The organism is Frankia sp. AvcI1, from assembly GCF_001420875.1.
Lineage (GTDB): Bacteria > Actinomycetota > Actinomycetes > Frankiales > Frankiaceae > Frankia > Frankia alni.
This window is the reverse complement of record NZ_LJFZ01000033.1, coordinates 59358-82717: the sequence shown is the minus strand read 5'-3', so window position 1 is coordinate 82717 and position 23360 is coordinate 59358. Positions and strand designations below refer to the sequence as shown.

Annotated in this window: 17 protein-coding genes and 29 pseudogenes; 42 read left to right on the top strand and 4 right to left on the bottom strand. The window is 72.3% G+C overall.

From position 1 onward, the window contains the following. The first annotated feature begins 284 nt into the window (after positions 1 to 284). From rpmE to UK94_RS26390, 32 genes and pseudogenes are all read left to right on the top strand, one after another. A complete protein-coding gene (gene rpmE / locus UK94_RS26465; RefSeq protein WP_011607005.1) occupies positions 285 to 521 on the top strand; it encodes a 50S ribosomal protein L31 in 237 nt (78 codons plus the stop codon). A gap of 135 nt (positions 522 to 656) precedes the next feature. Beyond that, positions 657 to 904, top strand: a pseudogene (locus UK94_RS66370) (PCRF domain-containing protein); the annotation flags it as partial. Position 905: 1 nt separating this feature from the next. Then, positions 906 to 1727, top strand: an 822-nt coding sequence (prfA, locus tag UK94_RS26460) for a peptide chain release factor 1 (RefSeq protein ID WP_235489998.1), incomplete at its 5' end; no start/stop codon positions are given. After that, a pseudogene (gene prmC, locus UK94_RS26455) lies at positions 1724 to 2518 on the top strand (peptide chain release factor N(5)-glutamine methyltransferase); the annotation flags it as partial. The gene prfA and the pseudogene prmC, both read left to right, overlap by 4 nt. Position 2519: 1 nt before the next feature. After that, positions 2520 to 2653 (top strand): annotated as a pseudogene (locus tag UK94_RS66365) (peptide chain release factor N(5)-glutamine methyltransferase); the annotation flags it as partial. Beyond that, positions 2653 to 3013, top strand: a pseudogene (locus UK94_RS66360) (L-threonylcarbamoyladenylate synthase); the annotation flags it as partial. The pseudogenes UK94_RS66365 and UK94_RS66360, both read left to right, overlap by 1 nt. Position 3014: 1 nt before the next feature. Continuing rightward, positions 3015 to 3303: Sua5/YciO/YrdC/YwlC family protein (locus UK94_RS66355; RefSeq protein WP_235489996.1), on the top strand; the 289-nt coding region annotated here is incomplete at its 5' end. Positions 3304 to 3441: 138 nt separating this feature from the next. Further along, positions 3442 to 4327 (top strand): annotated as a pseudogene (gene glyA / locus UK94_RS26445) (serine hydroxymethyltransferase); the annotation flags it as partial. A gap of 1 nt (position 4328) precedes the next feature. Further along, positions 4329 to 4698 (top strand): annotated as a pseudogene (locus UK94_RS66350) (serine hydroxymethyltransferase); the annotation flags it as partial. 261 nt (positions 4699 to 4959) lie between these two features. Next, positions 4960 to 5443 (top strand): annotated as a pseudogene (locus UK94_RS66345) (MraY family glycosyltransferase); the annotation flags it as partial. A 36-nt stretch (positions 5444 to 5479) separates the two neighbouring features. Then, positions 5480 to 5925: pseudogene (locus UK94_RS75140) on the top strand (undecaprenyl/decaprenyl-phosphate alpha-N-acetylglucosaminyl 1-phosphate transferase); the annotation flags it as partial. Further along, positions 5922 to 6359, top strand: coding sequence for a hypothetical protein (locus UK94_RS26435; RefSeq protein WP_011606999.1), 438 nt, complete (start codon positions 5922 to 5924; stop codon positions 6357 to 6359). The pseudogene UK94_RS75140 and the gene UK94_RS26435, both read left to right, overlap by 4 nt. A 1099-nt stretch (positions 6360 to 7458) precedes the next feature. Further along, positions 7459 to 7676: pseudogene (locus UK94_RS66335) on the top strand (F0F1 ATP synthase subunit A); the annotation flags it as partial. A 1-nt stretch (position 7677) separates the two neighbouring features. Then, positions 7678 to 7867: pseudogene (locus UK94_RS66330) on the top strand (F0F1 ATP synthase subunit A); the annotation flags it as partial. Position 7868: 1 nt separating this feature from the next. Beyond that, positions 7869 to 8017: pseudogene (locus UK94_RS66325) on the top strand (F0F1 ATP synthase subunit A); the annotation flags it as partial. A 1-nt stretch (position 8018) separates the two neighbouring features. Beyond that, positions 8019 to 8294, top strand: a 276-nt coding sequence (locus tag UK94_RS66320; RefSeq protein ID WP_235489994.1) for a F0F1 ATP synthase subunit A, incomplete at its 5' end; no start/stop codon positions are given. Positions 8295 to 8358: 64 nt separating this feature from the next. Beyond that, a pseudogene (locus UK94_RS66315) lies at positions 8359 to 8443 on the top strand (F0F1 ATP synthase subunit C); the annotation flags it as partial. Between the two features lies 1 nt (position 8444). After that, the coding region (locus UK94_RS66310; protein WP_235490014.1) for an ATP synthase F0 subunit C at positions 8445 to 8601 on the top strand (157 nt) is incomplete at its 5' end. A gap of 15 nt (positions 8602 to 8616) precedes the next feature. Further along, positions 8617 to 8870 (top strand): annotated as a pseudogene (locus UK94_RS66305) (F0F1 ATP synthase subunit B); the annotation flags it as partial. A 1-nt stretch (position 8871) separates the two neighbouring features. Then, positions 8872 to 9213 (top strand): annotated as a pseudogene (locus tag UK94_RS66300) (F0F1 ATP synthase subunit B); the annotation flags it as partial. Between the two features lie 2 nt (positions 9214 to 9215). Beyond that, a pseudogene (locus UK94_RS26410) lies at positions 9216 to 9812 on the top strand (F0F1 ATP synthase subunit delta); the annotation flags it as partial. A 1-nt stretch (position 9813) separates the two neighbouring features. Beyond that, a partial coding sequence (locus UK94_RS66295; RefSeq protein WP_235489992.1) for a F0F1 ATP synthase subunit delta occupies positions 9814 to 10049 on the top strand: 236 nt, incomplete at its 5' end. Between the two features lie 75 nt (positions 10050 to 10124). Continuing rightward, positions 10125 to 10324 (top strand): annotated as a pseudogene (locus UK94_RS66290) (F0F1 ATP synthase subunit alpha); the annotation flags it as partial. A gap of 1 nt (position 10325) precedes the next feature. Next, positions 10326 to 10670: pseudogene (locus UK94_RS66285) on the top strand (F0F1 ATP synthase subunit alpha); the annotation flags it as partial. Position 10671: 1 nt separating this feature from the next. Beyond that, positions 10672 to 11002 (top strand): annotated as a pseudogene (locus UK94_RS66280) (F0F1 ATP synthase subunit alpha); the annotation flags it as partial. A gap of 1 nt (position 11003) precedes the next feature. Next, positions 11004 to 11051: pseudogene (locus tag UK94_RS66275) on the top strand (hypothetical protein); the annotation flags it as partial. 1 nt (position 11052) lies between these two features. Continuing rightward, a pseudogene (locus tag UK94_RS66270) lies at positions 11053 to 11783 on the top strand (F0F1 ATP synthase subunit alpha); the annotation flags it as partial. A 3-nt stretch (positions 11784 to 11786) separates the two neighbouring features. Further along, positions 11787 to 12077, top strand: a pseudogene (locus tag UK94_RS66265) (F0F1 ATP synthase subunit gamma); the annotation flags it as partial. A 1-nt stretch (position 12078) separates the two neighbouring features. Further along, the coding region (gene atpG / locus UK94_RS26400) for an ATP synthase F1 subunit gamma (protein WP_235489990.1) at positions 12079 to 12683 on the top strand (605 nt) is incomplete at its 5' end. A gap of 330 nt (positions 12684 to 13013) precedes the next feature. Continuing rightward, positions 13014 to 14453 (top strand): F0F1 ATP synthase subunit beta, encoded by a 1440-nt coding sequence (gene atpD, locus UK94_RS26395; RefSeq protein ID WP_041939784.1) that lies wholly within the window; start codon positions 13014 to 13016, stop codon positions 14451 to 14453. Beyond that, a pseudogene (locus UK94_RS66260) lies at positions 14453 to 14521 on the top strand (F0F1 ATP synthase subunit epsilon); the annotation flags it as partial. The gene atpD and the pseudogene UK94_RS66260, both read left to right, overlap by 1 nt. A 1-nt stretch (position 14522) precedes the next feature. Continuing rightward, positions 14523 to 14713, top strand: a 191-nt coding sequence (locus UK94_RS26390) for a F0F1 ATP synthase subunit epsilon (protein ID WP_235489989.1), incomplete at its 5' end; no start/stop codon positions are given. Between the two features lie 85 nt (positions 14714 to 14798). On the opposite strand, the gene UK94_RS26385 is transcribed toward UK94_RS26390, so the two are convergent. The 3 genes from UK94_RS26385 to UK94_RS26375 form a co-directional block, all read right to left on the bottom strand. Then, positions 14799 to 15140 carry a type II toxin-antitoxin system PemK/MazF family toxin gene (locus UK94_RS26385; protein WP_083866924.1) on the bottom strand — a complete coding sequence of 114 codons (342 nt, stop codon included), beginning with the start codon at positions 15138 to 15140 and terminating at the stop codon, positions 14799 to 14801. Then, a complete protein-coding gene (locus tag UK94_RS26380; RefSeq protein ID WP_235489987.1) occupies positions 15137 to 15376 on the bottom strand; it encodes a hypothetical protein in 240 nt (79 codons plus the stop codon). The genes UK94_RS26385 and UK94_RS26380 overlap by 4 nt, the downstream gene beginning before the upstream one ends. A gap of 92 nt (positions 15377 to 15468) precedes the next feature. Then, the gene (locus UK94_RS26375) at positions 15469 to 16041 is read right to left on the bottom strand and encodes a cob(I)yrinic acid a,c-diamide adenosyltransferase (protein WP_011606987.1); all 573 of its coding nucleotides are present in this window, start codon (positions 16039 to 16041) and stop codon (positions 15469 to 15471) included. 358 nt (positions 16042 to 16399) lie between these two features. On the opposite strand from UK94_RS26375, the pseudogene UK94_RS66255 reads away from it, so the two are divergent. From UK94_RS66255 to UK94_RS66245, 3 pseudogenes are all read left to right on the top strand, one after another. After that, positions 16400 to 16998: pseudogene (locus tag UK94_RS66255) on the top strand (UDP-N-acetylglucosamine 1-carboxyvinyltransferase); the annotation flags it as partial. A 1-nt stretch (position 16999) separates the two neighbouring features. Further along, positions 17000 to 17403, top strand: a pseudogene (locus UK94_RS66250) (UDP-N-acetylglucosamine 1-carboxyvinyltransferase); the annotation flags it as partial. A 1-nt stretch (position 17404) separates the two neighbouring features. Next, a pseudogene (locus UK94_RS66245) lies at positions 17405 to 17659 on the top strand (UDP-N-acetylglucosamine 1-carboxyvinyltransferase); the annotation flags it as partial. A gap of 78 nt (positions 17660 to 17737) precedes the next feature. Here UK94_RS66245 and UK94_RS26365 read toward each other — a convergent pair. After that, entirely contained in the window at positions 17738 to 18115 is a 378-nt protein-coding gene (locus UK94_RS26365) for a hypothetical protein (RefSeq protein WP_231861350.1), read from the bottom strand. A gap of 385 nt (positions 18116 to 18500) precedes the next feature. Between UK94_RS26365 and UK94_RS26360 the strand changes: the two genes are divergently transcribed. From UK94_RS26360 to UK94_RS66220, 7 genes and pseudogenes are all read left to right on the top strand, one after another. Further along, complete coding sequence (locus UK94_RS26360; RefSeq protein WP_011606983.1) at positions 18501 to 18866, top strand: STAS domain-containing protein; 366 nt, start codon at positions 18501 to 18503, stop codon at positions 18864 to 18866. 996 nt (positions 18867 to 19862) lie between these two features. Continuing rightward, positions 19863 to 22028, top strand: a complete 2166-nt coding sequence (locus tag UK94_RS26350; RefSeq protein WP_235489985.1) for a protein meaA — start codon at positions 19863 to 19865, stop codon at positions 22026 to 22028. After that, positions 22009 to 22206 (top strand): annotated as a pseudogene (locus UK94_RS66240) (phosphohydrolase); the annotation flags it as partial. The gene UK94_RS26350 and the pseudogene UK94_RS66240, both read left to right, overlap by 20 nt. Before the next feature lies 1 nt (position 22207). Continuing rightward, positions 22208 to 22555: pseudogene (locus tag UK94_RS66235) on the top strand (phosphohydrolase); the annotation flags it as partial. A gap of 110 nt (positions 22556 to 22665) precedes the next feature. Further along, positions 22666 to 22757: pseudogene (locus UK94_RS66230) on the top strand (endonuclease NucS); the annotation flags it as partial. 1 nt (position 22758) lies between these two features. Further along, a pseudogene (locus UK94_RS66225) lies at positions 22759 to 23120 on the top strand (endonuclease NucS); the annotation flags it as partial. A 13-nt stretch (positions 23121 to 23133) separates the two neighbouring features. Next, on the top strand, positions 23134 to 23297 hold a 164-nt coding region (locus tag UK94_RS66220), incomplete at its 5' end, for an endonuclease NucS (RefSeq protein ID WP_235490013.1). Between the last annotated feature and the right edge of the window lie 63 nt (positions 23298 to 23360).

Here is a 23360-nt window from a genome sequence, read left to right as displayed (position 1 = left end):
TGTACGGTCTGCATCCCGCAACCGTGCGCGGTGCACCGCAGCTCGCCGGGCTCCAGTCGGATCAGCGGCCTTGGCGGGGAGGGGCTGCCGGGGTTCGGGGGGCCTGCGTGGGCCGGGCGGCCTGCGTGGGCCGGGCGGAACAGGGCGGTCCGCAGCGGCGTTGACGTGGACGGCCAGCGTGNCGGCGGACGTGGCGTCCGCCTCTGGCAGACTGGTGGCAGGACGGCTCCGGTTCACGCCCTCCATCCGGACGGCGACCCGGCGGCCACATCGAAAGAGGGACCATGAAGGCTGACATCCACCCGACCTACCACGAGACGACCGTGAACTGTACCTGCGGGAGCACCTTCACCACCCGCAGCACCAAGGAGAACGGCGTCGTCAACGCCGAGGTCTGCTCGCAGTGCCACCCGTTCTACACGGGCAAGCAGAAGATCCTCGACGTCGGTGGACGGGTCGAGAAGTTCGAGCGCCGGTTCGGCCGGCGGCGCCCCGGCGAGAAGGTCGGCGGCGCGAAGTAGTGCGGCCACGGCGCCCGTCCGGATCACCGGGCGGGCGCCGTTTGCGTCCGGGGCGCCGCAGGCAGCGCCGTCCCGCCGACCCTGGCTCCGGAGCCCTGCGGCGTCCGGGACCGTGACGTGCGAAGAGGAAACACCATGACGTCCCCGCTCGACGGCCTCGTCGCGGAGCACGCCGAGATCGAGGGGCAGCTCGCCGATCCGGCGGTGCACAACGACCCCGCGAAGGCCCGCGCCCTGAGCCGCCGCTACGCGCAGCTCGCCCCGGTCGTCGATCTGGCCCGGGAGCTCGAGCGGGTGGAGGGCGACCTCGCCGCCGCCCGCGAGCTCGCCGCGGAGGACACGTCGTTCCGCGGAGAGGTCGACGACCTCGACGTCGAACTGGCNGGGCTCAACGAGCGGCTGCGCGCCTACCTGGTCCCGGTCGATCCCGACGACGCCCGGGACGCCATCCTGGAGGTCAAGGCCGGCGCGGGCGGCGAGGAGTCGGCCCTGTTCGCCGGCGACCTGCTGCGGATGTACCTGCGCTACGCGGAGCGCCGCGGCTGGAAGACCGAGATCCTCGACGCCAACCCGTCCGATCTCGGCGGCTACCGCGACGTCAGCGTGGCGGTGAAGGCCCGCGGCTCGGCGGCCGGCGACGGCGTGTACGGCCGCCTGCGGTTCGAGGGCGGGGTGCACCGTGTCCAGCGGGTGCCGGTGACGGAGTCCGCCGGGCGCATCCACACCTCCGCGGCCGGGGTGCTGGTGCTTCCCGAGGCGGAGGAGGTCGACGTCGAGATCGACCCGAACGACCTGCGCATCGACGTTTTCCGCTCGTCCGGACCGGGCGGGCAGAGCGTGAACACCACCGACTCGGCGGTCCGGATCACGCACGTCCCGACCGGTCTGGTGGTGTCCTGCCAGAACGAGAAGAGCCAGCTGCAGAACAAGGAGTCCGCGCTGCGGATCCTGCGCGCGCGGCTGCTCGGCGTCGCCCGGGAGAAGGCCGAGGCGGAGGCGTCGCTGGCGCGCGCCAGCCAGGTGCGCACCGTGGACCGCTCGGAGCGGGTCCGTACCTACAACTTCGCCGAGAACCGGATCAGCGACCACCGGGTCGGCTACAAGGCGCACAACCTCGACCAGGTGCTCGACGGCGAGCTCGACGAGGTGCTGGACGCGCTCGCCGCCGCCGACCTGGAGGCCCGGCTGGCCGCCCAGGCGTCATGACCGGCCCGTCGGTGACCCGCGGGGCCGCCGGGACGCTCGCGGCCTGGCTCGCACGGGCCACCGAACGGCTGCGGTCGGCCGGGGTCGCCAGCCCCCGCGCCGACGCCGAGCAGCTTGCCGCGTTCGCCCTGGGGATCTCCCGGGCCCGGCTGGTGGTCGTCGACGAGCTGCCCCCGTCGGCCGCCGAACGCCTCGACGAGCTGGTGGCCCGGCGTGCCCGCCGAGAGCCGCTGCAGCACCTGACCGGCCTCGCCGGGTTCCGCTATCTTGACCTCGCCGTCGGCCCCGGGGTGTTCATCCCCCGGCCGGAGACGGAGTCGGTCGTCGGCTGGGCCCTCGCCGCCCTGCCCTCGGTGTCGGGCGGCGGCCCGGTGTGCGTGGATCTCTGCGCGGGGTCCGGGGCGATCGCGCTGTCCCTGGCCGGGGAGGTGCCCGGCGCCCGGGTGCACGCCGTGGAGGTGGACCCTGCGGCGCTCGGCTGGCTGCGGCGTAACGTTGCGGCGAGCGGACTTCCGGTCACGGTGCACGAGGCCGACGTCACCGCCCCGCCCATCGCGTCGCTGGCCCGGCTCGCCGGGTCGGTCGACCTGGTCGTCAGCAATCCGCCGTATCTTCCGGATGCCGACCGCGACGAGGTGGAGCCCGAGGTGGGCGAGCATGACCCGCCCCGGGCGTTGTGGGGCGGTGCGGACGGCCTCGACGTGGTGCGCGCCGTCGTCGCCCTGGCGGCCCGGCTGCTGCGCCCCGGGGGCCTGCTCGCCGTCGAGCACGCCGACGGCCACGGTGTCGCCNCACCGGGCCTGCTGCGGGCCGACGGGCGGTGGGCGGAGGTGGCCGACCATCCCGACCTGGCCGGGCGGGACCGGTTCGTCACCGGCCGGCGCCGGGCCGGCGCCGGGCAGCGAGCGACAGGGGAGGAGGGGTGATGCAGCGCTTCGACTGTTCCGACGAGGCCGAGCGGGCCCGTGGGCTGGACGCGGCGGTCGCCGCCGTGGGCCGCGGTGGGCTGGTGGTGCTGCCCACCGACACGTTGTACGGCCTGGGGGCCGACGCGTTCGACCGGGACGCGGTGGCCGCGCTGCTGGCCGCCAAGGGGCGCGGGCGCAACATGCCCGTCCCGGTTCTGGTCGGCTCCTGGCGGACCCTGGACGGGCTCATCGACCGCAAGACCCCGCAGGTGAAGGATCTGATCTCGGCGTTCTGGCCGGGCGGGCTGACCCTCGTGGTCCGGCACGCGGCGTCGCTGCGCTGGGATCTCGGTGAGGGCCGGGGCACCGTGGCGGTGCNCATGCCGCTGCACCCGGTGGCGATCGAGCTGCTGGGTCGCACCGGGCCGATGGCCGTCTCCAGCGCGAACATCAGCGGTCAGCCGCCGGCGACGACGGCGGACGAGGCCGTCGACCAGCTCGGCGGTGCCGCCGAGGTGTACCTCGACGGCGGTCCGTGCCCGGCGGCCGTGCCCTCGACCATCGTCGACTGCACCGGCGAGGTGCCGGTCGTGGTCCGCAGCGGCGCCGTCGGCCTCGACGCGTTGCGCGAGGTCCTGCCCCTCGTGCGGGAACCTGCCGGCCGGTGAACCGGTCCTGGAGCCCGCTCGGGGCCGGGCCCGGCCGGGCCCCGAGCGGGTCCTGGGGTGGCCCGAGTGGAGAGCCGGGCCGGCGCGGAGGACCATTGGTCCCGATCGGGCGGCACGAGCGCAGGAGGTAGGTACGCCATGAGCACCCCTTTCTGGGGCCCGGACTTCGACCAGCTCGCCGGCACGGATCCGGACATCGCCGAGGTGGTGCTCGACGAGCTGGCCCGGCTGCGCGGGGGCCTGCAGCTCATCGCGAGCGAGAACCTCACCTCGCCGGCGGTGCTCGCGGCGCTGGGCTCGACGTTGTCGAACAAGTACGCCGAGGGCTATCCCGGCCGGCGGTACTACGGCGGCTGCCAGGTGGTCGACCGGGCCGAGGAGATCGGCATCGCCCGGGCGAAGGAGCTCTTCGGCGCCGAGCACGCCAACCTGCAGCCCCATTCGGGCGCCTCGGCGAACTTCGCCGTGTACGCGGCGCTGCTGACCCCGGGCGACACGGTGCTGGCGATGTCGCTGCCGCACGGCGGTCACCTCACCCACGGCAGCAAGGTGAGCTTCTCCGGGAAGTGGTTCGACGTCGTCGCCTACGGGGTGCGCGAGGACACCGAGCTCATCGACTACGACCAGGTGCGTGACCTCGCCCGTCAGCACCGCCCCAAGATGATCATCTGTGGGGCGACGGCCTACCCTCGGCTGATCGACTTCGCGGCCTTCCGGTCCATCGCCGACGAGGTCGGCTCGTGGCTGATGGTGGACGCGGCGCACTTCATCGGGCTGGTCGCGGGCGGCGCGATCCCCAGCCCCGTGCCGTACGCCGACGTCGTCAGCTTCACCACGCACAAGGTGCTGCGCGGCCCTCGCGGCGGCATGATCCTCGCCCGCGAGGAGCTGGCCGGGCGCATCGACAAGGCCGTGTTCCCGTTCAGCCAGGGGGGACCGCTGATGCACGCGGTGGCGGCGAAGGCCGTCGCGCTGCGGGAGGCGGCCACCCCCGCCTACGCCCAGTACGCTCGCCAGGTGGTGGNCAACGCGCAGGTGCTGGCCGAGGGTCTGGCCGCCGAGGGCATTCGACCGGTCGCCGGGGGCACCGACACCCACCTCGCGCTGCTCGATCTGCGCGAGCTCGGGGTCAGCGGGCGCGACGCCGAGACCCGCTGCGACGCCGCCGGCATCACCCTGAACAAGAACGCGATCCCCTACGACCCGCAGCCGCCCGCGATCTCCTCCGGGATCCGGGTCGGCACGCCGGCGGTCACCACCCAGGGGATGAGGGAGGGCGAGATGAAGGAGATCGCCGCCCTGATCGCCCGGGCGGTGCGTGATCCCGCCGCCGCCGCGGACATCGCCGCGGGCGTCGCCACGCTCGTCGAACGGCATCCCGCTTACCCGCGGTAGCCGCGGTAGCCGCCGCGGGCAGTTCTCCAGTACCACCGGATCGTTCACCCGATCGGTCCGCCAGATCGTTGCACGACAGCCTTCCACCACATCCGGGTCGGCAGTGGGAGATACCCGACGGTGCGCGAGTACCTGCTCGTCTTCGTGGTCTCGGCGGCGGTGACGTTCCTCGCCACGCCGCTGGCCCGGACCTTCGCCATGCGCATCGGCGCCGTCGCCGGGGTGCGTGACCGCGACGTCCACGCGATCCCGACGCCCCGNCTCGGCGGCCTGGCGATGCTCGCCGGCCTCTACGCCGGGCTGGAGGTGGCCGACCGGCTGCCGTTTCTGTCGGTGGTCTCCCAGGACTGGTCGGAGACGCGGGCCGTGCTCATCGCCGGCACGCTGATCTGCCTGCTCGGCGTCGCCGACGACCGGTGGGAGCTGGACTCCCTGACCAAGCTCGCCGGCCAGGTCGCCGCCGCCGGCATCATGGTGCTGCTCGGCGTCCAGTGGTCGTTCGCCATCGACCGCAACAGCGAGACCACGCTGAGCCTCGGGCCGGAGACCGCGGTCCCGCTGTCGATCCTCGCCACCGTCCTGCTGATCAACGCGATGAACTTCATCGACGGGCTCGACGGGCTCGCCGCCGGCGTCGCGGCGATCGCGTCACTGGCGACCTTCTACTTCGCCTACGAGATCGCGGTGATCGACGGTTTCTACCGGGCGTCGCCCGCGGCCCTGCTCGCCGCGGTCACCGCCGGGGNGTGCGTCGGGTTCCTGCCGCACAACTTCAATCCGNCCCGGCTGTTCATGGGCGACTCCGGCTCCATGCTGATCGGCCTGCTGTCCGCCGCCTCGATGATCTCCGTCACCGGGCAGGTCGCCTACGGGGGTTACGCTGGACCCTCGCGGTCGTATCCGTCGCTGATCCCGCTGGCGATTCCCGTGGCCGTCCTCGCTGTTCCCTTCCTCGACCTGGGGCTCGCGGTCATCCGGCGGACGCGGGCGGGGCGGTCGCCGTTCGCGGCCGACAAGATGCATCTCCACCACCGGATGCTGGAGATCGGTAATTCGCACGTGAGGGCGGTTCTGTTCATGTATTTCTGGGCGGCTCTGGTCGGGTTCGGCGGTGTCGCCGCGTCGTTCTCCGCCTCCCCCCTGCCGATCCTCGTCGCCACCGTCGGGGTCGGGCTCGCGGCGCTGCTCGCGCTGCTCGTCCGTACGCAGAAGTCGGCACGCGCGTGATCGTGCCGGTGGCCCGGGTGATCCGACTCGGCCTGCTCCTCACTCTCGCGCTCGCGGTGCCCGCCCTGGCGATCTCCGCGGGGCTGCGCGGCGGGACCGGCGCGCTGAGCGCGGCGCTCGGGCTCGCGATCGTCGTCGCGTTCTTCACCATCAGCAAGCTGGCGGTGGGCGCGGTCGCGCGCCGGGCGCCGCACCTGCTGCTGCCGGCGGCCCTCGGCACCTACGCGCTGAAGATCGCGGTGCTCGGGGTGGTGCTGCTGGGGCTCCAGGACAGCTCGGCGCTCGACCTGCCGGCCTTCGCCTGGTCGATCTTCGGGGGCGTCTTCGCCTGGATGGGCGCCGAACTCTGGGTCGCGACCCACACCCGGGTGCCGTTTTTCGACCCGGAGCGCCCCGGCGCCTGGGACCCCGCGCGACGGCCGCCGACGCGATGAACGAACGCGGCGAGCGCAGCGAGCGCGGCGAGCGCGGCGAGCACGGCCCGGGGCTGGTCGGCGGCGCCGCGCGGCGGCCCGGGCCCGATGGTGGATCACCCGAAGGTGCCGGCATCCCGCACGCGTCCGGTCGTCCGCCCCGGCAGCGCGCCCGGGGCGGGCANCACCCAGGCGAGGCGTGGAACGTCTTCGGAACTCTGATCGCCGNGATGGCGTTCTGGGGACTGGTGGGCTTTGGTGCCGACCGGCTGTTCGGCTTTCGGGCGCTGTTCCTGCCCATCGGCCTCGCGGTCGGCATGGGCGCCGCCATGTACCTGGTCATCTACCGGCTGACCCAGCGCTAGCCGGTTGGTCGAGGGTCGTTCGCCCTTTTTTGCCGGAGTTGGTGGGGACGTTCCGGTCGTCCCGTTCGTTGCATCCCGATGGTCCCGGGCGTCCCGTTCCGAATGGACCGCGGCGTTCCCGCCCGTGGACCTGTCTATCCGACCATTCCCGGCTGTTCCATGGGTGCGGTCGGTCCGATTCGCNGCGATCTCACCGNTCATCGGGAAAACTCGCGGCGACCGCGCACCGGTCCCACCGGCGCAACCATGACCTCCCAGGTCATCGACGTCGCGGGCGAAATAGGCAAGAGTGGGCGCAAGCGGCGGACCGCCGGGAGGGAGTGGCGAGATGACCGCAGCCCGTGCACGTCCCGGCACCACGCCGAGCGACGGCCCGCAGGCGGGTGTCAGTGCGAACTGGACGTCATGAGGTGGTCACGCAATGTGGAATCGTCATCAACGGAGCGAAACCTCCGGACAACGCGCACCTGAACCGGGGTGAACCTCGAAGCGAGTTGGTGCCTGTGGCGCGCCGGTGTGGATAGTATCGCGGGCAACAGGACGTCGGCCTGCCGACACCCATCAGGGCCTGGGCTTGTCGAGGTGTCCCTCGAAGCGCTGCCGCCGGTTGGCTACAGGTCGTTCTTCGGTGTGAGCGTGTCGTGCGAACCCGGTAGGGTGGGGGCAATCTGCCGCCGGCACGGCAACCTCGCGGAGNCGTGGACGCGCTACTTAATCGATCATGGAGGTGTTTGTCGTGCCGGTCCTCGCTGATNAGGGCTTCGAAGGCCCCACGAAGGAGGTCTTCCAGACTCCGCACTGGTTCGATGTCGGGATCGGCTCGGTCAATCTCTACCTCAACAAGGCCACCGCGCTTACGATCTTCGCCGCACTGTTCGTCGGGGTGATCTTCTGGCTGGGTTTCCGTCGAGCTAAAATCATACCTCGCGGGATCCAGAACCTGTGCGAGTCCGCGTACGACTTCGTCGATCTGNAGATCGCCCGCGGGGTCATCGGGGAGAAGGGCGCGCGCTACACGCCCTACCTGCTGGTCCTGTTCAGCTTCGTGCTGGTCAGCAACGTCCTCGCGATCATCCCGGCGGCCCAGTTCCCGGCGACCTCGCGCATCGCGGTCCCGATGGTCCTCGCCGTCGTCACCTGGGTGATGTTCATCTACGCCGGCATNAAGTCGAACGGCGCGGGTGCGTACTTCAAGGAGATGATCGACCCGGCGCCCACCGCGCCGCTGGCGATCCGCCTGCTGCTGGGCCCGATCGAGATCCTGTCGACGCTGATCGTCCGGCCGTTCACGCTGGCCATCCGACTGTTCGCGAANATGTTCGCCGGTCACCTCCTGCTGCTGGTCTTCTCGCTGGGCGCGGACTACCTGCTGCCCAAGCCTCCCTTCGTATTCGGCGTCGCGTCACTGCTCGTGGCGATCGTCCTCACGGCGTTCGAGCTCGTCATCGATGCCCTCCAGGCGTACATCATCACCATCCTCACCGCCGCCTACATCGGCGGAGCGATGGCGCACGGAGAGCACGAGGTTGCTCCGTCCGAGGAACTCGCCGAGCACGCCCCGGTGGGCGTGCCGGCAGCGGCGCACGCCTAGTTCTGAACACTCCCCCCAGCACCGGCCGAGTCCCGGTGCCCGACTGAATAGGAAAAGCACCGTAATGGACCCCTCGATCGTTCTCGCCTCCAAGGACGCCGTGACCGGGAGCCTCGGCGCCGTGGCCTACGGTCTGGCCGCCATCGGCCNGGGTATCGGCATCGGTCTCATCTTCGGTCTCGGCGTCCAGGCGATCGCCCGGCAGCCCGAGGCGGAGCAGGTCGCCTTCCGGTACATGCTGATCGGCTTCGCCCTCGCCGAGGCGCTCGCGCTTATCGGCTTCGTCGTTCCCTTCGTCTTCCCGTAAACCGGCGCAGCGACCATGAGCGCATCAGCCGCCATCCTTCTCGCCGCGAGCGAGAGCGGGCATTCCGACGAGAACGTTCTCATCCCGCCGCTGAGCGAACTGCTCATCGGCACCCTGGCCTTCGGGCTGCTGGTGGCCTTCTTCTTCTGGAAGATCCGCCCGCAGATCGCCAGGACCTACGCGCAGCGCACCGAGCGCATCGAGGGCGGCATCGCCCGCGCCGAGGCCGCGCAGCGCGAGGCGCAGGCACTGCTGGAGCAGTACCGGGCNCAGCTCACCGAGGCCCGGGCCGAGGCCGCGCGCATCCGGGACGATGCGCACACCGAGGGCCGGCAGATCGTCGAGGAGCTCCGCGCGTCCGCGCAGCGGGAGATCGCCGAGATCAAGGAGCGCGCCGACGCTCAGCTCGCGGCCGACCGGGCGCAGATCGTGGCTCAGGTCCGCCGGGAGGTCGGCGTGATCGCGATTGATCTCGCCTCGAAGATCGTCGGCTACCAGGTGGAGAGCACCGCCACCCAGGCCCGGCTCGTCGACGACTTCATCGCCGCCCTGGACAACTCGGCCGAGGGCGCGGGCAGCAGCACTCCCGCGCCGGTGGGGTCGGGAGGCTGACGGTGGAGGGAGCCAGCAGGCACGGGCTCGCCACCGCACGGGCGACCCTCGACGAGGCCACGGCGATCCCGCCTGGCGCCGCCGTCACCTCGGTGGATGCCAGTCGGGTTGCCGACGACCTGCGGGCCGTCGCCGACCTGCTCCACCGGGAGCCGACGGTGCGCCGCGCGCTGACCGATCCGGGAGCCCCCCCGGCGGCGCGCACGGAGCTGGCGGCCAGGCTGCTCGGCCGCCAGCTCGACGCGGTGAGCCTGCGGATCGTGCAGACCGCGGTCTCATCGCGCTGGTCCCGGCCGGCCGACCTGCAGTTCGCGCTGCTTGAGCTGAGCGTCGAGGCCCTGCTGGTCGAGGCGGAGCGGGACGGCGCGCTGGAGGAGGTCGAGGACGAGCTGTTCCGGTTCGCCCGGATCCTCGGCCAGAACCCGCAGCTCGCCCTGGCGCTGACCGACCCGGCCGCGCCGGCGTCGGTCAAGAACGCGCTGCTGGGCCGGCTGCTGTCCGGTCGGGCCCACCCGGTCACCCTGCGGTTGGCCCAACAGGCCGCCGCCGACCGGATCCACGGTGACGTCGAGCGTCGCCTGGCCGACTTCAGCCGGATCNCCGCGGCCCGCCGGGGTCGGGTCGTCGCGGTCGTGCGCACCGCGGTGCCGTTGACCGACGAGGTCATCGCCCGCCTGGGCGCGGCGATCAGCCGGTACTTCGGCCGCCAGATCCAACTTCAGGTCGATCTCGATCCCGAGCTCCTGGGCGGGGTCGTGGTGAAGGTCGGCGACGAGGTGGTCGACGGCAGCGTGCTCCGCCGCCTGGCCGCCGCGCGCCGGGCGCTGCTCCGATAGCCGGGTGACGGTCATGACCGTGACAGCGCCCAGCCGACCTGCCCTGCCAGCGATGAACGACGAAGGACGTAAGCGATGACTGAGCTCTCCATCCGGCCGGAGGAGATCCGCGACGCCCTACGGGAGTACGTCGACTCCTTCCAGGCCACCTCCGCCGGCCGGGAGGAGGTCGGCCGGGTCGTCGTCACCGGTGACGGCATCGCCCGGGTCGAGGGTCTTCCCCACACGATGACCAACGAGCTGCTGGAGTTCTCCGGCGGCGTGCTGGGCCTCGCNCTGAACCTCGAGATCGGCGAGATCGGCACCGTCATCCTGGGCGAGGCCGAGCACATCGAGGAAGGGCAGGAGGTCCGCCGCACCGGCGAGATCCTCGCTGTCCCCGTCGGTGACGGCTTCCTCGGGCGGGTCGTCGACCCGCTCGGCCGGCCGATCGACGGCCTCGGCGAGATCCAGGCCGAGGGCACCCGAGCCCTCGAGCTGCAGGCGCCGACGGTCGTCCAGCGCCAGCCGGTCAAGGAGCCGCTGCAGACGGGCATCAAGGCGATCGACGCCATGACCGCCATCGGCCGCGGCCAGCGCCAGCTCATCATCGGCGACCGGCAGACCGGCAAGACGACGGTCNCCATCGACACGATCATCAACCAGCGGGACAACTGGGCCTCCGGCGATCCGTCGAAGCAGGTCAAGTGCGTCTACGTGGCGATCGGCCAGAAGAAGTCGACCATCCGCGAGGTGGTGAACACCTTGGAGGAGGCCGGTGCGCTGGCCTACACCACGGTGGTCGCCGCCCCCGCCGACGAGCCGGCCGGCTTCAAGTACATCGCGCCGTACGCGGGTTCCGCGATCGCCCAGCACTGGATGTACAACGGCCAGCACGCGCTGATCGTCTTCGACGACCTGTCCAAGCAGGCCGAGGCGTACCGGGCGATCTCGCTGCTGCTGCGCCGTCCGCCNGGCCGTGAGGCGTACCCCGGCGACGTGTTCTACCTGCACTCCCGCCTGNTGGAGCGCTGCGCGAAGCTCTCCGACGAGCTCGGCGGCGGGTCGCTGACGGGGCTGCCGATCATCGAGACGAAGGCCAGCGACATCTCGGCCTACATCCCGACGAACGTCATCTCGATCACCGACGGCCAGATCTTCCTGGAGTCGGACCTGTTCAACCAGGGTGTCCGCCCCGCCATCAACGTCGGCACCTCGGTGTCCCGCGTCGGCGGCAGCGCGCAGACCAAGGCGATGAAGTCCGTCGCCGGCCGCCTGCGCCTGGACCTCGCCCAGTACCGCGAGCTGGAGGCGTTCTCCGCGTTCGGCTCCGACCTGGACAAGGCCTCGCGTGACCAGCTCGCCCGCGGTGCGCGCCTGGTCGAGCTGCTCAAGCAGCCGCAGAACCAGCCGTACCCGATCGAGCGGCAGGTCGTGTCGATCTGGGCCGGCACCACCGGCAAGGTCGACGACGTGCCGGTGGCCGACGTCCGGCGCTTCGAGTCGGAGTTCCTGGACTACGTCGGCCGGTCCCACCGCGGGATCTACGACGCCATCCTCGGCTCCGGCAAGCTCGGCGACGACGTCATCCAGGAGCTGAACTCGGCGATCGCGGCGTTCAAGAACCAGTTCACGCTGTCCGACGGCAAGCCGCTGGTCAACGAGGCTGCCGCCAGCCCGCTCGACCCCAGTGCGGTCCGCAAGGAGTCCATCCCGGTCCACCGGGCTCCGGCACGCACCGACGACGAGGGCTGATCCGTGGCGGGGCAGCTTCGCGAGTACCGGCGGCGCATCCGCTCGGTGCAGTCGACGAAGAAGATCACCAGGGCGATGGAGCTGATCGCGGCCTCCCGGATCGCCAAGGCCCGGGCGCGGGTCGCCGCGGCCCGCCCCTACGCCGAGGAGATCACCCGGGTGATCGAGGCGGTGGCGTCGCAGACGACGATCAGCCACCCGTTGACCACCGAGCGACCCCAGCCCGCCCGGGCCGCGGTCGTGGTGATCACCAGTGACCGCGGGCTGGCCGGCGGCTACAGCTCGAACGCGCTGNGGCGCACCAACGAGCTCATCGAGCTGCTGCGCTCGGAGGGCAAGGAGCCGCAGCTGCACGTCATCGGCCGCAAGGGAGTGGGCTACTACCGCTTCCGCGGCCGGGCGATGAGCGGCGAGTACACCGGCTTCTCCGAGCAGCCGTCCTACGCCGACGCCAAGTCGGTCGCGGACGCGCTGATCGCCTCGTTCGTCGCCGACGCCACCGACGGCGGGGTCGACGAGATCCACGTCGTCCACACCGAGTACGTCTCCGCCATCGCGCAGAATCCGGTCGCGCGCCGGCTGCTGCCGATGGTGCTGACCGAGACGAACGAGCCGCCGGCCGGCGGTCCGCTGCCCCAGTACGAGTTCGAGCCGTCCGCGGAGGCGGTCCTCGACGCGCTGCTGCCCCGGTACGTCGAAAGCCGCCTGTACGCGGCGATGCTCGAGTCGGCGGCGTCGGAGTCGGCGGCGCGGCAGCGGGCGATGAAGTCCGCGACGGACAACGCCGAGGACCTCATCCGCAGCTACTCCCGGCAGGCCAACCGGGCCCGGCAGGACGCGATCACCCAGGAGATCTCCGAGATCGTCGGTGGCGCCAACGCCCTGGCTTCGGCCTCCTGACGTGAACCGGCGGCGCACGATCTGGCGAGGACATCCGCCATGTCGTCGCGTCGCCGGACACATTGGGTGACACTGGTGCGTGGGTCACCACCGACAGTGGGGCGTCCTCACGCGGGAGGGCNCATCGTCGAGGTGAGACACCTTCGGGGGACGAGCACCCACCTCACCTCGAGTGCCCGGGCGAGACGACACCGACTGACCACAACGTAGAAGTACGGCGCCGGCGGACGGCGGGCGGGGACGCGCCCACCAGGCCGGCGGNGCCGGAGGTGCCAGAGAACGGCTAGCCCGAGGCTGCGGCGACGGGCAATGAGGGAAACTGAGGACGCCATGACCGTCACCACCAGCTCGCCGGCCACGGCGGAGGGCCGGACCCCGGGGATCGGCCGGGTCGCCCGAGTCATCGGACCGGTCGTCGACGTGGAGTTCGCGCCGGACGAGCTTCCCGAGATCTACCAGGCCCTCGAGGTTGACCGCACGATCGGCGGGGAGACCCTGACGCTGACGCTGGAGGTCGCCCAGCACATCGGCGACAACACGGTGCGCGCCATCTCCATGCAGCAGACCGACGGCCTGGTCCGCGGCGCCGTCGTGCGCGACACCGGCGCCCCGATCTCCGTGCCCGTCGGCGACGCGACCAAGGGCCACGTGTTCAACGTGCTCGGCACCCCGCTCGACGTCGACAAGGTCGACGCCGAGACGCGCTGGTCGATCCACCGGCAGGCGCCGGCGTTCGACCAGCTCGAGTCCAAGACCGAGATGTTCACCACCGGGATCAAGGTCATCGACCTGCTCGCCCCGTACGTGCGCGGTGGGAAGATCGGCCTGTTCGGCGGTGCCGGGGTCGGCAAGACCGTCATCATCCAGGAGATGATCCGCCGCGTCGCCAAGGAGTTCGGTGGCGTGTCGGTGTTCGCCGGCGTCGGCGAGCGCACCCGCGAGGGCAACGACCTGTTCCTGGAGATGACCGAGGCCGGCGTCATCGAGGACACCGCGCTGGTGTTCGGCCAGATGGACGAGCCGCCCGGCACCCGGCTGCGGGTCGCGCTCGGCGCGCTGACCATGGCCGAGTACTTCCGGGACGTCCAGAAGCAGGACGTGCTGCTGTTCATCGACAACATCTTCCGGTTCACCCAGGCCGGCTCCGAGGTGTCGACCCTGCTCGGCCGGATGCCCTCCGCCGTGGGTTACCAGCCGACCCTCGCCGACGAGATGGGCGTGCTCCAGGAGCGCATCACCTCGACCCGAGGCCACTCGATCACCTCGCTGCAGGCCATCTACGTGCCCGCGGACGACCTGACCGACCCGGCCCCGGCGACGACGTTCACCCACCTCGACGCCCAGACGGTGCTCGACCGGTCCATCTCCGACCTGGGCATCTACCCGGCCGTGAGCCCGCTGGACTCGAACTCCCGGATCCTCGACGCCCGCTACCTGGGCCAGGAGCACTACGACACGGCCCGCGAGGTGCAGCGGATCCTGCAGCGCTACAAGGACCTGCAGGACATCATCGCCATCCTCGGCATCGACGAGCTCTCGGAAGAGGACAAGATCCTCGTCAACCGGGCCCGGCGGATCCAGCGGTTCCTGTCGCAGCCGTTCTTCGTCGCGGAGCAGTTCACCAACATCCCCGGCAAGTTCGTCCCGCTCGACGAGACCATCGACTCGTTCAAGCGGCTCTCCCAGGGCGACTACGACCACCTGCCCGAGCAGGCGTTCTTCATGTGCGGTGGCATCGAGGACGCGGAGAAGAACGCGGAGAACCTGTAATGCCGATCCGGGTGGCGATCGTTTCGCCCGAGCAGGAGGTGTGGTCCGGCGAGGCCGACATGGTCGTCNCCCGGACCACCGACGGTGATCTCGGCGTGCTGCCCGGCCACGTGCCGCTGCTCGGGGTGCTGGTCCCGGGCGGCACGGTGCGGGTCAAGACCGGCGGCCGGGAGATCTCGGCGCAGGTCGACGGCGGCTTCATCTCCGTCACCCACCAGGGCGTCAGCATCCTGGCCGAGACGGCCACGCTGAGCAACTAGTCGACGCCGGCAGTCACGGGCGCGTTCCCCGCGGGGGACGCGCCCTTGCTCGTTCCCGGGCCTGCCGCCGCGGGCCGCCGGGCGGTCACATGTCCAGCAGGAACTTCAGCGCCTCGGTCATCCGGAGCAGGTGGTCGGGGCCGACGACGCCGAGGCGGCGGGCGAACCGCTGCTGCGACACCGACTTGACGTCCTCGACCTTGGCAAAGCTCGTCTGGTGCAGGCCCGTGCCGCCGGGCGCGAGCTCGACGTGGGAGGGCAGACCCCGCCGGGTCCTGGTGACGGGAACGACGATGGACAGGCCCGCGCGGCTGCGGTTGAGCCGATCCGCGGACACGACCACCGCCGGCCGGCGCAGTCCCTGCTCGTGGCCGATCGGCTCGCCGAAGTCGACCATCCATACCTCGCCGCGGCGAGGCGAGATCACTCCGGCCCGTCCAACCCGTCCAACCCGTCCCGCAGGGCCGGCGACTCGGCCGAGCGCTCGGCGTCGAGGTCGTCCCAGCCGGCCGGGTCGTCGGCGAGCTGGTCGTAGCCCTGCTCGAACCCGCGCCAGAACAGCTCGCGCTCGTAGGCCTCGACGGCGGAGTCGATGATGGTCTGCATCTGCTGACCGGTGGACGCGGCCATGGCCGCGACCCGCTGCCGCGTCCGATCACTCACGCGCACCGTCGTACTCATGATCGCCAGTCTACAATTCGGTTGACTGGACTGTCGACCCTCCGGTATGTGCCTGGCTCCACCGGGCCGACCTGTCAGGCGTGCGCGCCCGGGCGCCACAGCACATCCCCCTGCGGGTTCGCCACCCGGGCGAGGATGAACAGCAGGTCCGACAGGCGGTTGAGGTACTTGGCGGGCAGCGGGCCGGTGCGCTCGGGCTCGGCGTCGAGCAGGGCCCAGACGGAACGCTCGGCGCGGCGGGCCACGGTGCGGGCGGTGTGCAGCAGGGCGGCGCCCGGGGTGCCGCCGGGCAGGATGAACGAGTCGAGCTTCGGCAGGTCGGCGTTGAAGCGGTCGCACGCCTCCTCCAGCCTGTCCACGTACGCCGCGGTGATCCGCAGCGGGGGATAGGCCGGCTCGGCCACGACCGGCGTGCACAGGTCCGCGCCGACGTCGAACAGGTCGTTCTGGATCTGCCCGAGCACCGCCCGCACGTCGTCGGCGAGCCCCCCGAGGGCGAGCGCCACGCCGATCGCCGCGTTCGCCTCGTCGACGTCGGCGTAGGCGGCCAGCCGCGGATCCGTCTTCGCCACCCGGGACATGTCGCCCAGCGCCGTCGTGCCGTCGTCCCCGGTGCGGGTGTAGATCCGGGTGAGGTGTACCGCCATGCCCCCACTCTAGGGAGCGGCGCGCCCCTCGTCCCCGCCGGCGAGGTGCCCCGTGAGATCGGTTGCGGTGCGTTCTGCCCGGTCTGGCTCCCGCAAGCGTGCACAACGCGCCGCAACGCGGGGGGCGCCGCGCCGACGATCGCGGGGGCGAGCCGACGCCAGGCGGACCCGCCACCGCCCGCCGAGCCGATGAGCAGGACGTGGAAGCCGTTCGTCCGGGCTCATGACGGGGTGTCCGTGGTGGTGACGGACGGATCGGGATGAGGCGAGCGCGCAGGGTGGTGGGGGTCAATCCGGTGGGTGCCGATGAAGATCTTTGTCGCAGGACCTAGCATCGAGGTCCGTGGAGCGCTTCGTCGTGACAGGCGGCACCCGGCTGGTCGGCGAGGTCGCCGTCCCGGGCGCGAAGAACTCGGTTCTCAAACTGATGGCCGCGAGCCTGCTGGCCGCCGGTCGCACGACCCTGACCGCCGTTCCCGACATCCTCGACGTCACGGTGATGTCCGAGGTGCTGGTCGGACTCGGGGCAGTGGTCGAACGGGACGTCGGCGGCGGCCGGCTGACCATCGACGTTCCCGAGAAGCCGGGGTTCTCGGCCGACGGGGAACTCGTGCGGCGGATCCGGGCGTCGGTGGCGGTGCTCGGGCCGCTGGTCGCCCGCTGCGGGGAGGCACGGGTGGCCCTGCCCGGGGGGGACGCGATCGGCTCGCGGGCGCTCGACATCCACGTCAACGGGCTGGCCAAGCTCGGGGCGCTGGTGGACGTCGAGGGCGGCGCGCTGGTGGCGCGCTGCTCGGGTCGGCTGCAGGGGGCGTCGATCTGGCTGGACTTCCCGAGCGTCGGCGCCACCGAGAACCTCCTCATGGCCGGCGTCCTCGCCAAGGGCACGACCGTGATCGACAACGCCGCGCAGGAACCCGAGATCGCCGACCTCTGCGCGATGCTGACGGCGATGGGNGGGCGCATCGACGGCGCGGGCTCGTCGACGCTGGTGATCGACGGGGTGGACGCGCTGTCCCCGGTCGAGCACCGGACGGTGCCGGACCGCATCGTCGCCGGCACGTACGCGATCGGCGCGCTGATGACCGGCGGCGACGTCATGATCCGGCACGGCCGGGCCGGGCATCTCGGGATCGTGCTGGAGAAGCTGGTGCAGGCCGGCGCGGAGATCGACGTCCTGGACGACGGGTTCCGCGTCGTCGGCCGGGACCGGCCGCGTTCGATCGACGTCGTGACCCTGCCCTACCCGGGGTTCCCCACGGACCTGCTGCCTCAGATCATCGCGCTGGAGGCGATCAGCAGCGGGACGTCGCTGATCACCGAGAACGTCTTCGACAGCCGCTTCGTGTTCTGCCGCGAGCTNCACAAGCTGGGCGCGGACCTGCGCACCGACGGCCATCACGTCATCGTGCGACCGGCCGAGCGGTTGACGGGTGCCCGGGTGATGTCGTCGGACGTGCGCGCCGGCGCGGGCCTGGTGCTCGCCGCGCTCGTCGCCGAGGGCGAGACCGAAGTGACCGACGTCTACCACATTGATCGCGGCTATGCCGGCTTCGTGGAGAACATGACGGCGCTGGGCGCCGACATCCGGCGGGTCTCCGACCGCGCGGTGGCCTGAGCGGCCGTCTCGGCTCGCTGCCGTCTCGGGGGTCTGCCGCGTCTCGGGGGTCTGCGGCGTCTCGGGGTCTGCGGCGGCTCAGGTCTGCGAGGACAGCCCGCCGGGCGGGGCGGCCAGGGTGCGGGCGGCCCGGGCCGCGTCGGCGCCGAAGACGAGCACGTGCCGGCGTTGCCGGGGGCGGGACAGGATGTTGCCGGCCGCGTCGATGTGCAGCGGGGTCATCGCCATCGCCCAGGTGGAGCGGATGCCCTGCGTGCGCAGGGCGGCCCGGGCGCGGCTCACCTCGGCCGGCGTGTCGACGACCGCGACGGGGACGAGCAGCCCGAAGTCACCGCCGAGCACGACCCCGCGGGGCAGCGCGCGCAGCGGGGCGGATGCCCAGCGCGCCATGACCATCAGCAGCCCGACGGTCAGCATCGCCAACGCCGGTTCGACGAGGTATTGCGCCGAGTTCACGGCCACCTGGCACCTCCGAATCACCGCGCCGCGGCCGGGTCACGGGGGCGCGCGGGAGCCTCGGACGGAGCTCCTCGCCCGTCGACCTCCGGTCTCCATGGTCCCAGACGTTCGGCGGATCGGCAGGAGTTCCCGCCCCGATCCGTCCTGATCCCGTCCGCGGAATCCGACAGAGGAAACATCGCGCCGCGACGGCTGGGATCATCGAGGTAACCGGCCCCGACCCCCCGTGGCCGAGCGACAACGGTTCGGACGAGGTGAGAGGGCACGAGGCGGTCCGCCATGCGCGGAACCGCACCTGGGTGCTACCCGCGGTCGGCGCGGATAGCTGGTAGCGCCGGCGTCACGGAGCGGGGGTGCCGGGCGGCCGGGGACGGGAGACCACATGAACAACGGCGTGAACGTGGTGCACGTGTACGGCCCACTCGGGGCGGGCGACCGCCGCGGGCAGGCGGTGCGGCTGGTGGGCAGGGTGGACGTGCGGACGGTGGGCACGCTGCGGTCCCTGCTGCACGCCGCCATCGACAACGGCAGCGGGCCGCTGCGCGTCGACGTCGCCGGGTTGGAGCTCGGCGACCATGCGGCGCTCGGGGTGCTGCTCGGCGGGGCGCGCCGGGCCAGGGCGGCGGGCCGATCCATGGTGCTGGTCGACGTGCCGAGCGCGCTGGGCCGGATGTTCGCCGCCGACCGGCTCGGGCGGCTGCTGCGGTTCGAGGAGTCGACCGAGCTGGTGCACGTCGGGCACGCCTGAGCCGCCTCGCGGCGCCGCCCTCGCGGTCGGCGACCGAGCAGAGCGCACCGAACCTGGGTGGATGNGCACCGTCATCCCGGGCGCGCCCGCGTGCCGCCTGGACATCCGATGCGGCATGCTTGCCGGGTACCTGCTGATCGGGTACTGCTTTCGGGTCACGGGCCCGGCTGATGGCATGGTGGACGCCGGACGGAGGTCTGCAGGACGTGGAGGTGCCCGCGCGCGTGGATATCNCCGGCGAACGCAGTGCGCGGCCCGCGGGGCTTCTCGGCGTGCGTGAGTCGCGGCCGGTCGTGGTGCTCGCGGCGTTCCTCGTCGCGGTCCTGATCGGCGTCGCCATCGGCTACACCACCGCCGACCGCGGCGCGGGCGACGGCACGTCGGTCAACGCGTCCGGCCAGCCGGCGCCCGAGCTCACCCCCGCCCTGCGCACCGCGCCGTGGGACGCCGCGCGCCAGCCGGGCCGGGCGCACCAGATGCGGGTCGACGACGAGCCGAACCCCACCGCTCTTCGCCTGGCCCTGTCGTGGACGGTCGCCGAGCAGATCAGGGCCGCGGGCGCCAGCACGATCACGGCCGCTCAGGTCACCGTGCCGCAGGGAATGTTCTTCGGCGCCATCGAGGGCGCCGACGCCGCGCACGACGAGTACTGGGCGATCGGCCGCATCCAGGTCGCGGGCGGCGTCAACCGACCGGCCGCCGCGGCCGACCCGTACGTGTGGCGGCGGGTCGGCACGGGACCGTGGACGATCGTCCGCAACGGCCCGAACGCCTGCACGACGATTCCCGCGGCCCTCATCCACGAGTGGAACGGCCAGCCGGCTCCCTGCGCGGGTTGACCGCGCACCGCGCCGACAGGCGGGGCCCGGTCGGTCGGCCTAGTCTCTGACTCGTCGCCCGCGGTCCGCGCGGGCTGAGGCCGGCGTGATGACCCCGCCCGCGCCTGCCGTCGGTCGGTCACCGGCCACGGCGCAGCGCCCCAGGGAGGCGGCGGCGATGACGGATCTGTCAACCCGCTCGACGAATCCGCACGGTACCCGCACGCAGCAGCCGGCCGCCTGTCCCGAGACCGGCGCCGACCGCCCCGCCGACGCCCGTCTCGACGCCGGTGCCCGTCTCGACGCCGACGCCGACGCGAGTGCCGGTGTCGGTGCCGGCGACCGGCGCGGAGCCCGGGATCGGGGCTGGATCATCCGCACCTACGCGGGGCACTCCAGCCCGGCCGAGAGCAACGCGCTGTACCGCCGCAACCTGGCGAAGGGCCAGACCGGCCTGTCGGTGGCCTTCGACCTGCCGACCCAGACGGGCTACGACCCGGATCATCCGCTCGCCCGCGGCGAGGTCGGCCGGGTCGGCGTGCCGATCGCGCACCTCGGCGACATGCGTGCGCTGTTCGACGGCATCCCGCTGGCCCGCACCAACACATCGATGACGATCAACGCCACCGCCATGTGGCTGCTCGCGCTCTACCAGGTCGTCGCGCAGGAGCAGGGCGCCGACCCGGCGGAGCTGGCCGGCACCACGCAGAACGACATCATCAAGGAGTACCTCTCGCGCGGGACGTACGTCTTCCCGCCGGGGCCGTCGCTGCGGCTGGTCACCGACCTGATCGCCTACTCGGTGGCGGAGCTGCCGCGGTGGAACCCGATCAACATCTGCAGCTACCACCTGCAGGAGGCCGGGGCGACCCCGGTGCAGGAGCTCGCGTTCACGATGTGTTCGGCGATCGCCGTCCTCGACGCGGTGGCGGCCACGGGGACGATCCCCCCCGAGCGGATGGGGGAGGTGTGCGCGCGGATCTCGTTCTTCGTCAACGCCGGGGAGCGGTTCGTCGAGGAGATGTGCAAGATGCGGGCGTTCGGGCGGCTGTGGGACGACCTGCTGCGCACCCGGTACGCGGTGAGCGACCCGGCGGCCCGCCGGTTCCGCTACGGCGTGCAGGTCAACTCGCTCGGGCTGACCGAGGCCCAGCCGGAGAACAACGTCATCCGGATCGTGCTGGAGACCCTCGGCGTCACCCTGTCGAAGGACGCGCGGTGCCGGGCGCTGCAGCTGCCGGCCTGGAACGAGGCGCTCGGCCTGCCCCGGCCGTGGGACCAGCAGTGGTCGCTGCGCGTCCAGCAGATCCTCGCCCACGAGACCGACCTGCTGGAGTACGACGACCTGTTCACCGGCTCGCCCGTCGTCGAGGAGCGGGTGCGCCGGCTGGTGGCGGACGCGACCGCCGAGATCGACCGGGTCCAGGCGATGGGCGGGGCCGTGGCCGCCGTCGAGAGCGGTTACCTGAAGTCGGCGCTGGTCTCCGCCCAGGCGGGCCGCCGCGCGCGGATCGAGACCGGCGAGGACGTCGTCGTCGGCGTGAACCGGTTCACCGAGACCGAGCCCAGCCCGCTGCTCGCCGAGCTCGACACGGCGATCCAGACGGTCGATCCGGCCGTCGAGCCCGCGGCCCGGGAGTCGCTCGCCGCCTGGCGGGCCGGGCGCGATCCGTCCGCCGTCCGGGAGGCGCTGCTCGGGCTGCGCACCGCCGCCGGCACCGAGGTGAACCTCGTCCCCGCGACGCTGGCCTGCGCGCGGGCGGGCGTCACCACCGGGGAGTGGGCCGACACCCTGCGGAAGGTGTTCGGTGAGTACCGCGCGCCGACCGGGGTGAGCGGCGCCGTCGGGGTCGGCGGCGACACCGGTGCGGGTGCGACCGGGCTCGGGGACCTGCGTGCCCTGGTGGCCCGCACGGGCGCGCAGCTCGGGCGGCCGGTGAAGATGCTCGTCGGCAAGCCCGGCCTCGACGGCCACTCCAACGGCGCGGAGCAGATCGCCGTGCGCGCCCGCGACGCCGGCTTCGAGGTCGTCTACCAGGGGATCCGGCTGACCCCCGGGCAGCTCGTCGCCGCCGCGGTCGAGGAGGACGTGCACGTCGTCGGCCTGTCGGTGCTTTCCGGGGCCCACCTGGACCTGGTGGGCGAGGTGCTCGGCGGGCTGAGGGCAGCCGGCGCCGGGGACATCCCCGTCGTCGTCGGCGGCATCATCCCGTCGGCGGACGCCCGCGAGCTGGCCCGCCTCGGCGTCGCCGCGGTCTTCACGCCCCGGGACTACGAGCTCAACGCCATCATGCGCGGCATCGTGGACGTCGTACGGTCGAGGCATGCCCTCGACCATCCCTGACGCGGCCGACCCCGCCCGGCCCGGCCCGGCGCCGAGCAGCTCGAGCGCCGGTCCGAGCGCCGGCCCGACCCTGGACGACGCCATCGCCCTCGCCACCCGGGTCCACACCGGCCAGATCGACAAGGGCGGCGAGGAGTACATCGGCCACCCGCTGCGCGTCATGGCGACGGTCGCCCGCNCCGCCGAGCCGGCCGGCGTGGACCCGCACACCGCCCAGCTCGCCGCCGTCCTGCACGACGTCGTCGAGGACAGCGACACCACGCTCGCGGACCTCACGGCCGCCGGCTACCCCGCGGTCGTCGTCGCCGCCGTCGACGCCCTGTCGCACCGTCCCGACGAGTCGATGCGGGACTACCTGGCCCGCGTCGCCGGCGACCCGCTCGCCGTCGTCGTCAAACACGCGGACATGCAGGACAACTCCGACCCCGTCCGCCTCGGCCGGCTCGCCCCGGACCAGGCCGAACGCCTCGCCACCCGCTACGCCGGCCGCCGCGAGCTCCTCGACGACCTCGTCTCCGCCCGCACCGNCGGCGGTCCCGGCCGCGGGTGAGCACCGGCGGCCACCGGACGGCGGGGCGGTCAGGGGGGTCGCGATAACGTGACGTCATGCGGCTTGTCATCGCTCGGTGCAGTGTCNACTACGTCGGACGGCTCACCGCCCATCTGCCGAGCGCCGTGCGGCTGGTGCTCGTCAAGGCGGACGGGTCGGTGTCGATCCACGCCGACGGGNGGGCCTACAAGCCGCTGAACTGGATGAGCCCGCCGTGTGTCATCGCGGAGGAGTCCGGGGTCTGGCGGGTGACCAACAAGGCCGCCGAGCAGCTCGTCATCACCCTCGAGGAAATCCTCCACGACTCCAGCCACGAGTTGGGCGTCGACCCGGGACTGCGCAAGGACGGCGTCGAGGCGCACCTGCAGGTCCTGCTCGCCGACCGGCCGGACGCGATCGCCCCGGGGCTCACCCTGATCCGCCGCGAGTACGAGACCGGGATCGGGCCGGTCGACCTGCTCTGCCGCGACAGCGACGGTTCCACCGTGGCCGTCGAGATCAAGCGCAAGGGCGAGATCGACGGGGTCGAGCAGCTCACCCGCNACCTCGTCCGGNTGGACGCGGACCCGGCGCTGCCGCATCCGGTGCGCGGCATCCTCGCCGCGCAGTCGATCACGCCGCAGGCCCGCCTGCTGGCCGCCGACCGTGGTCTGGGCTGCGCCGTCGTCGACTACGACGAGCTGCGCGGACTGGAACCCTCCATTCCCACCCTGTTCTGACCGCCCCGCCCAGGACGCGGATATTCCGTTATGGGTCATTGCGGGTTTGGCGGTTTCTCGTCC

What these genes read in the sequence shown, in the direction of transcription:
- UK94_RS26360 (WP_011606983.1), top strand. Translation starts at nt 18,501, where the DNA reads ATGAACAACGGCGTGAACGTGGTGCACGTGTACGGCCCACTCGGGGCG.
- atpD (WP_041939784.1), top strand. Translation starts at nt 13,014, where the DNA reads ATGACCGTCACCACCAGCTCGCCGGCCACGGCGGAGGGCCGGACCCCG.
- rpmE (WP_011607005.1), top strand. Translation starts at nt 285, where the DNA reads ATGAAGGCTGACATCCACCCGACCTACCACGAGACGACCGTGAACTGT.
- UK94_RS26375 (WP_011606987.1), bottom strand. Translation starts at nt 16,041, where the DNA reads ATGGCGGTACACCTCACCCGGATCTACACCCGCACCGGGGACGACGGC.
- UK94_RS26350 (WP_235489985.1), top strand. Translation starts at nt 19,863, where the DNA reads ATGACGGATCTGTCAACCCGCTCGACGAATCCGCACGGTACCCGCACG.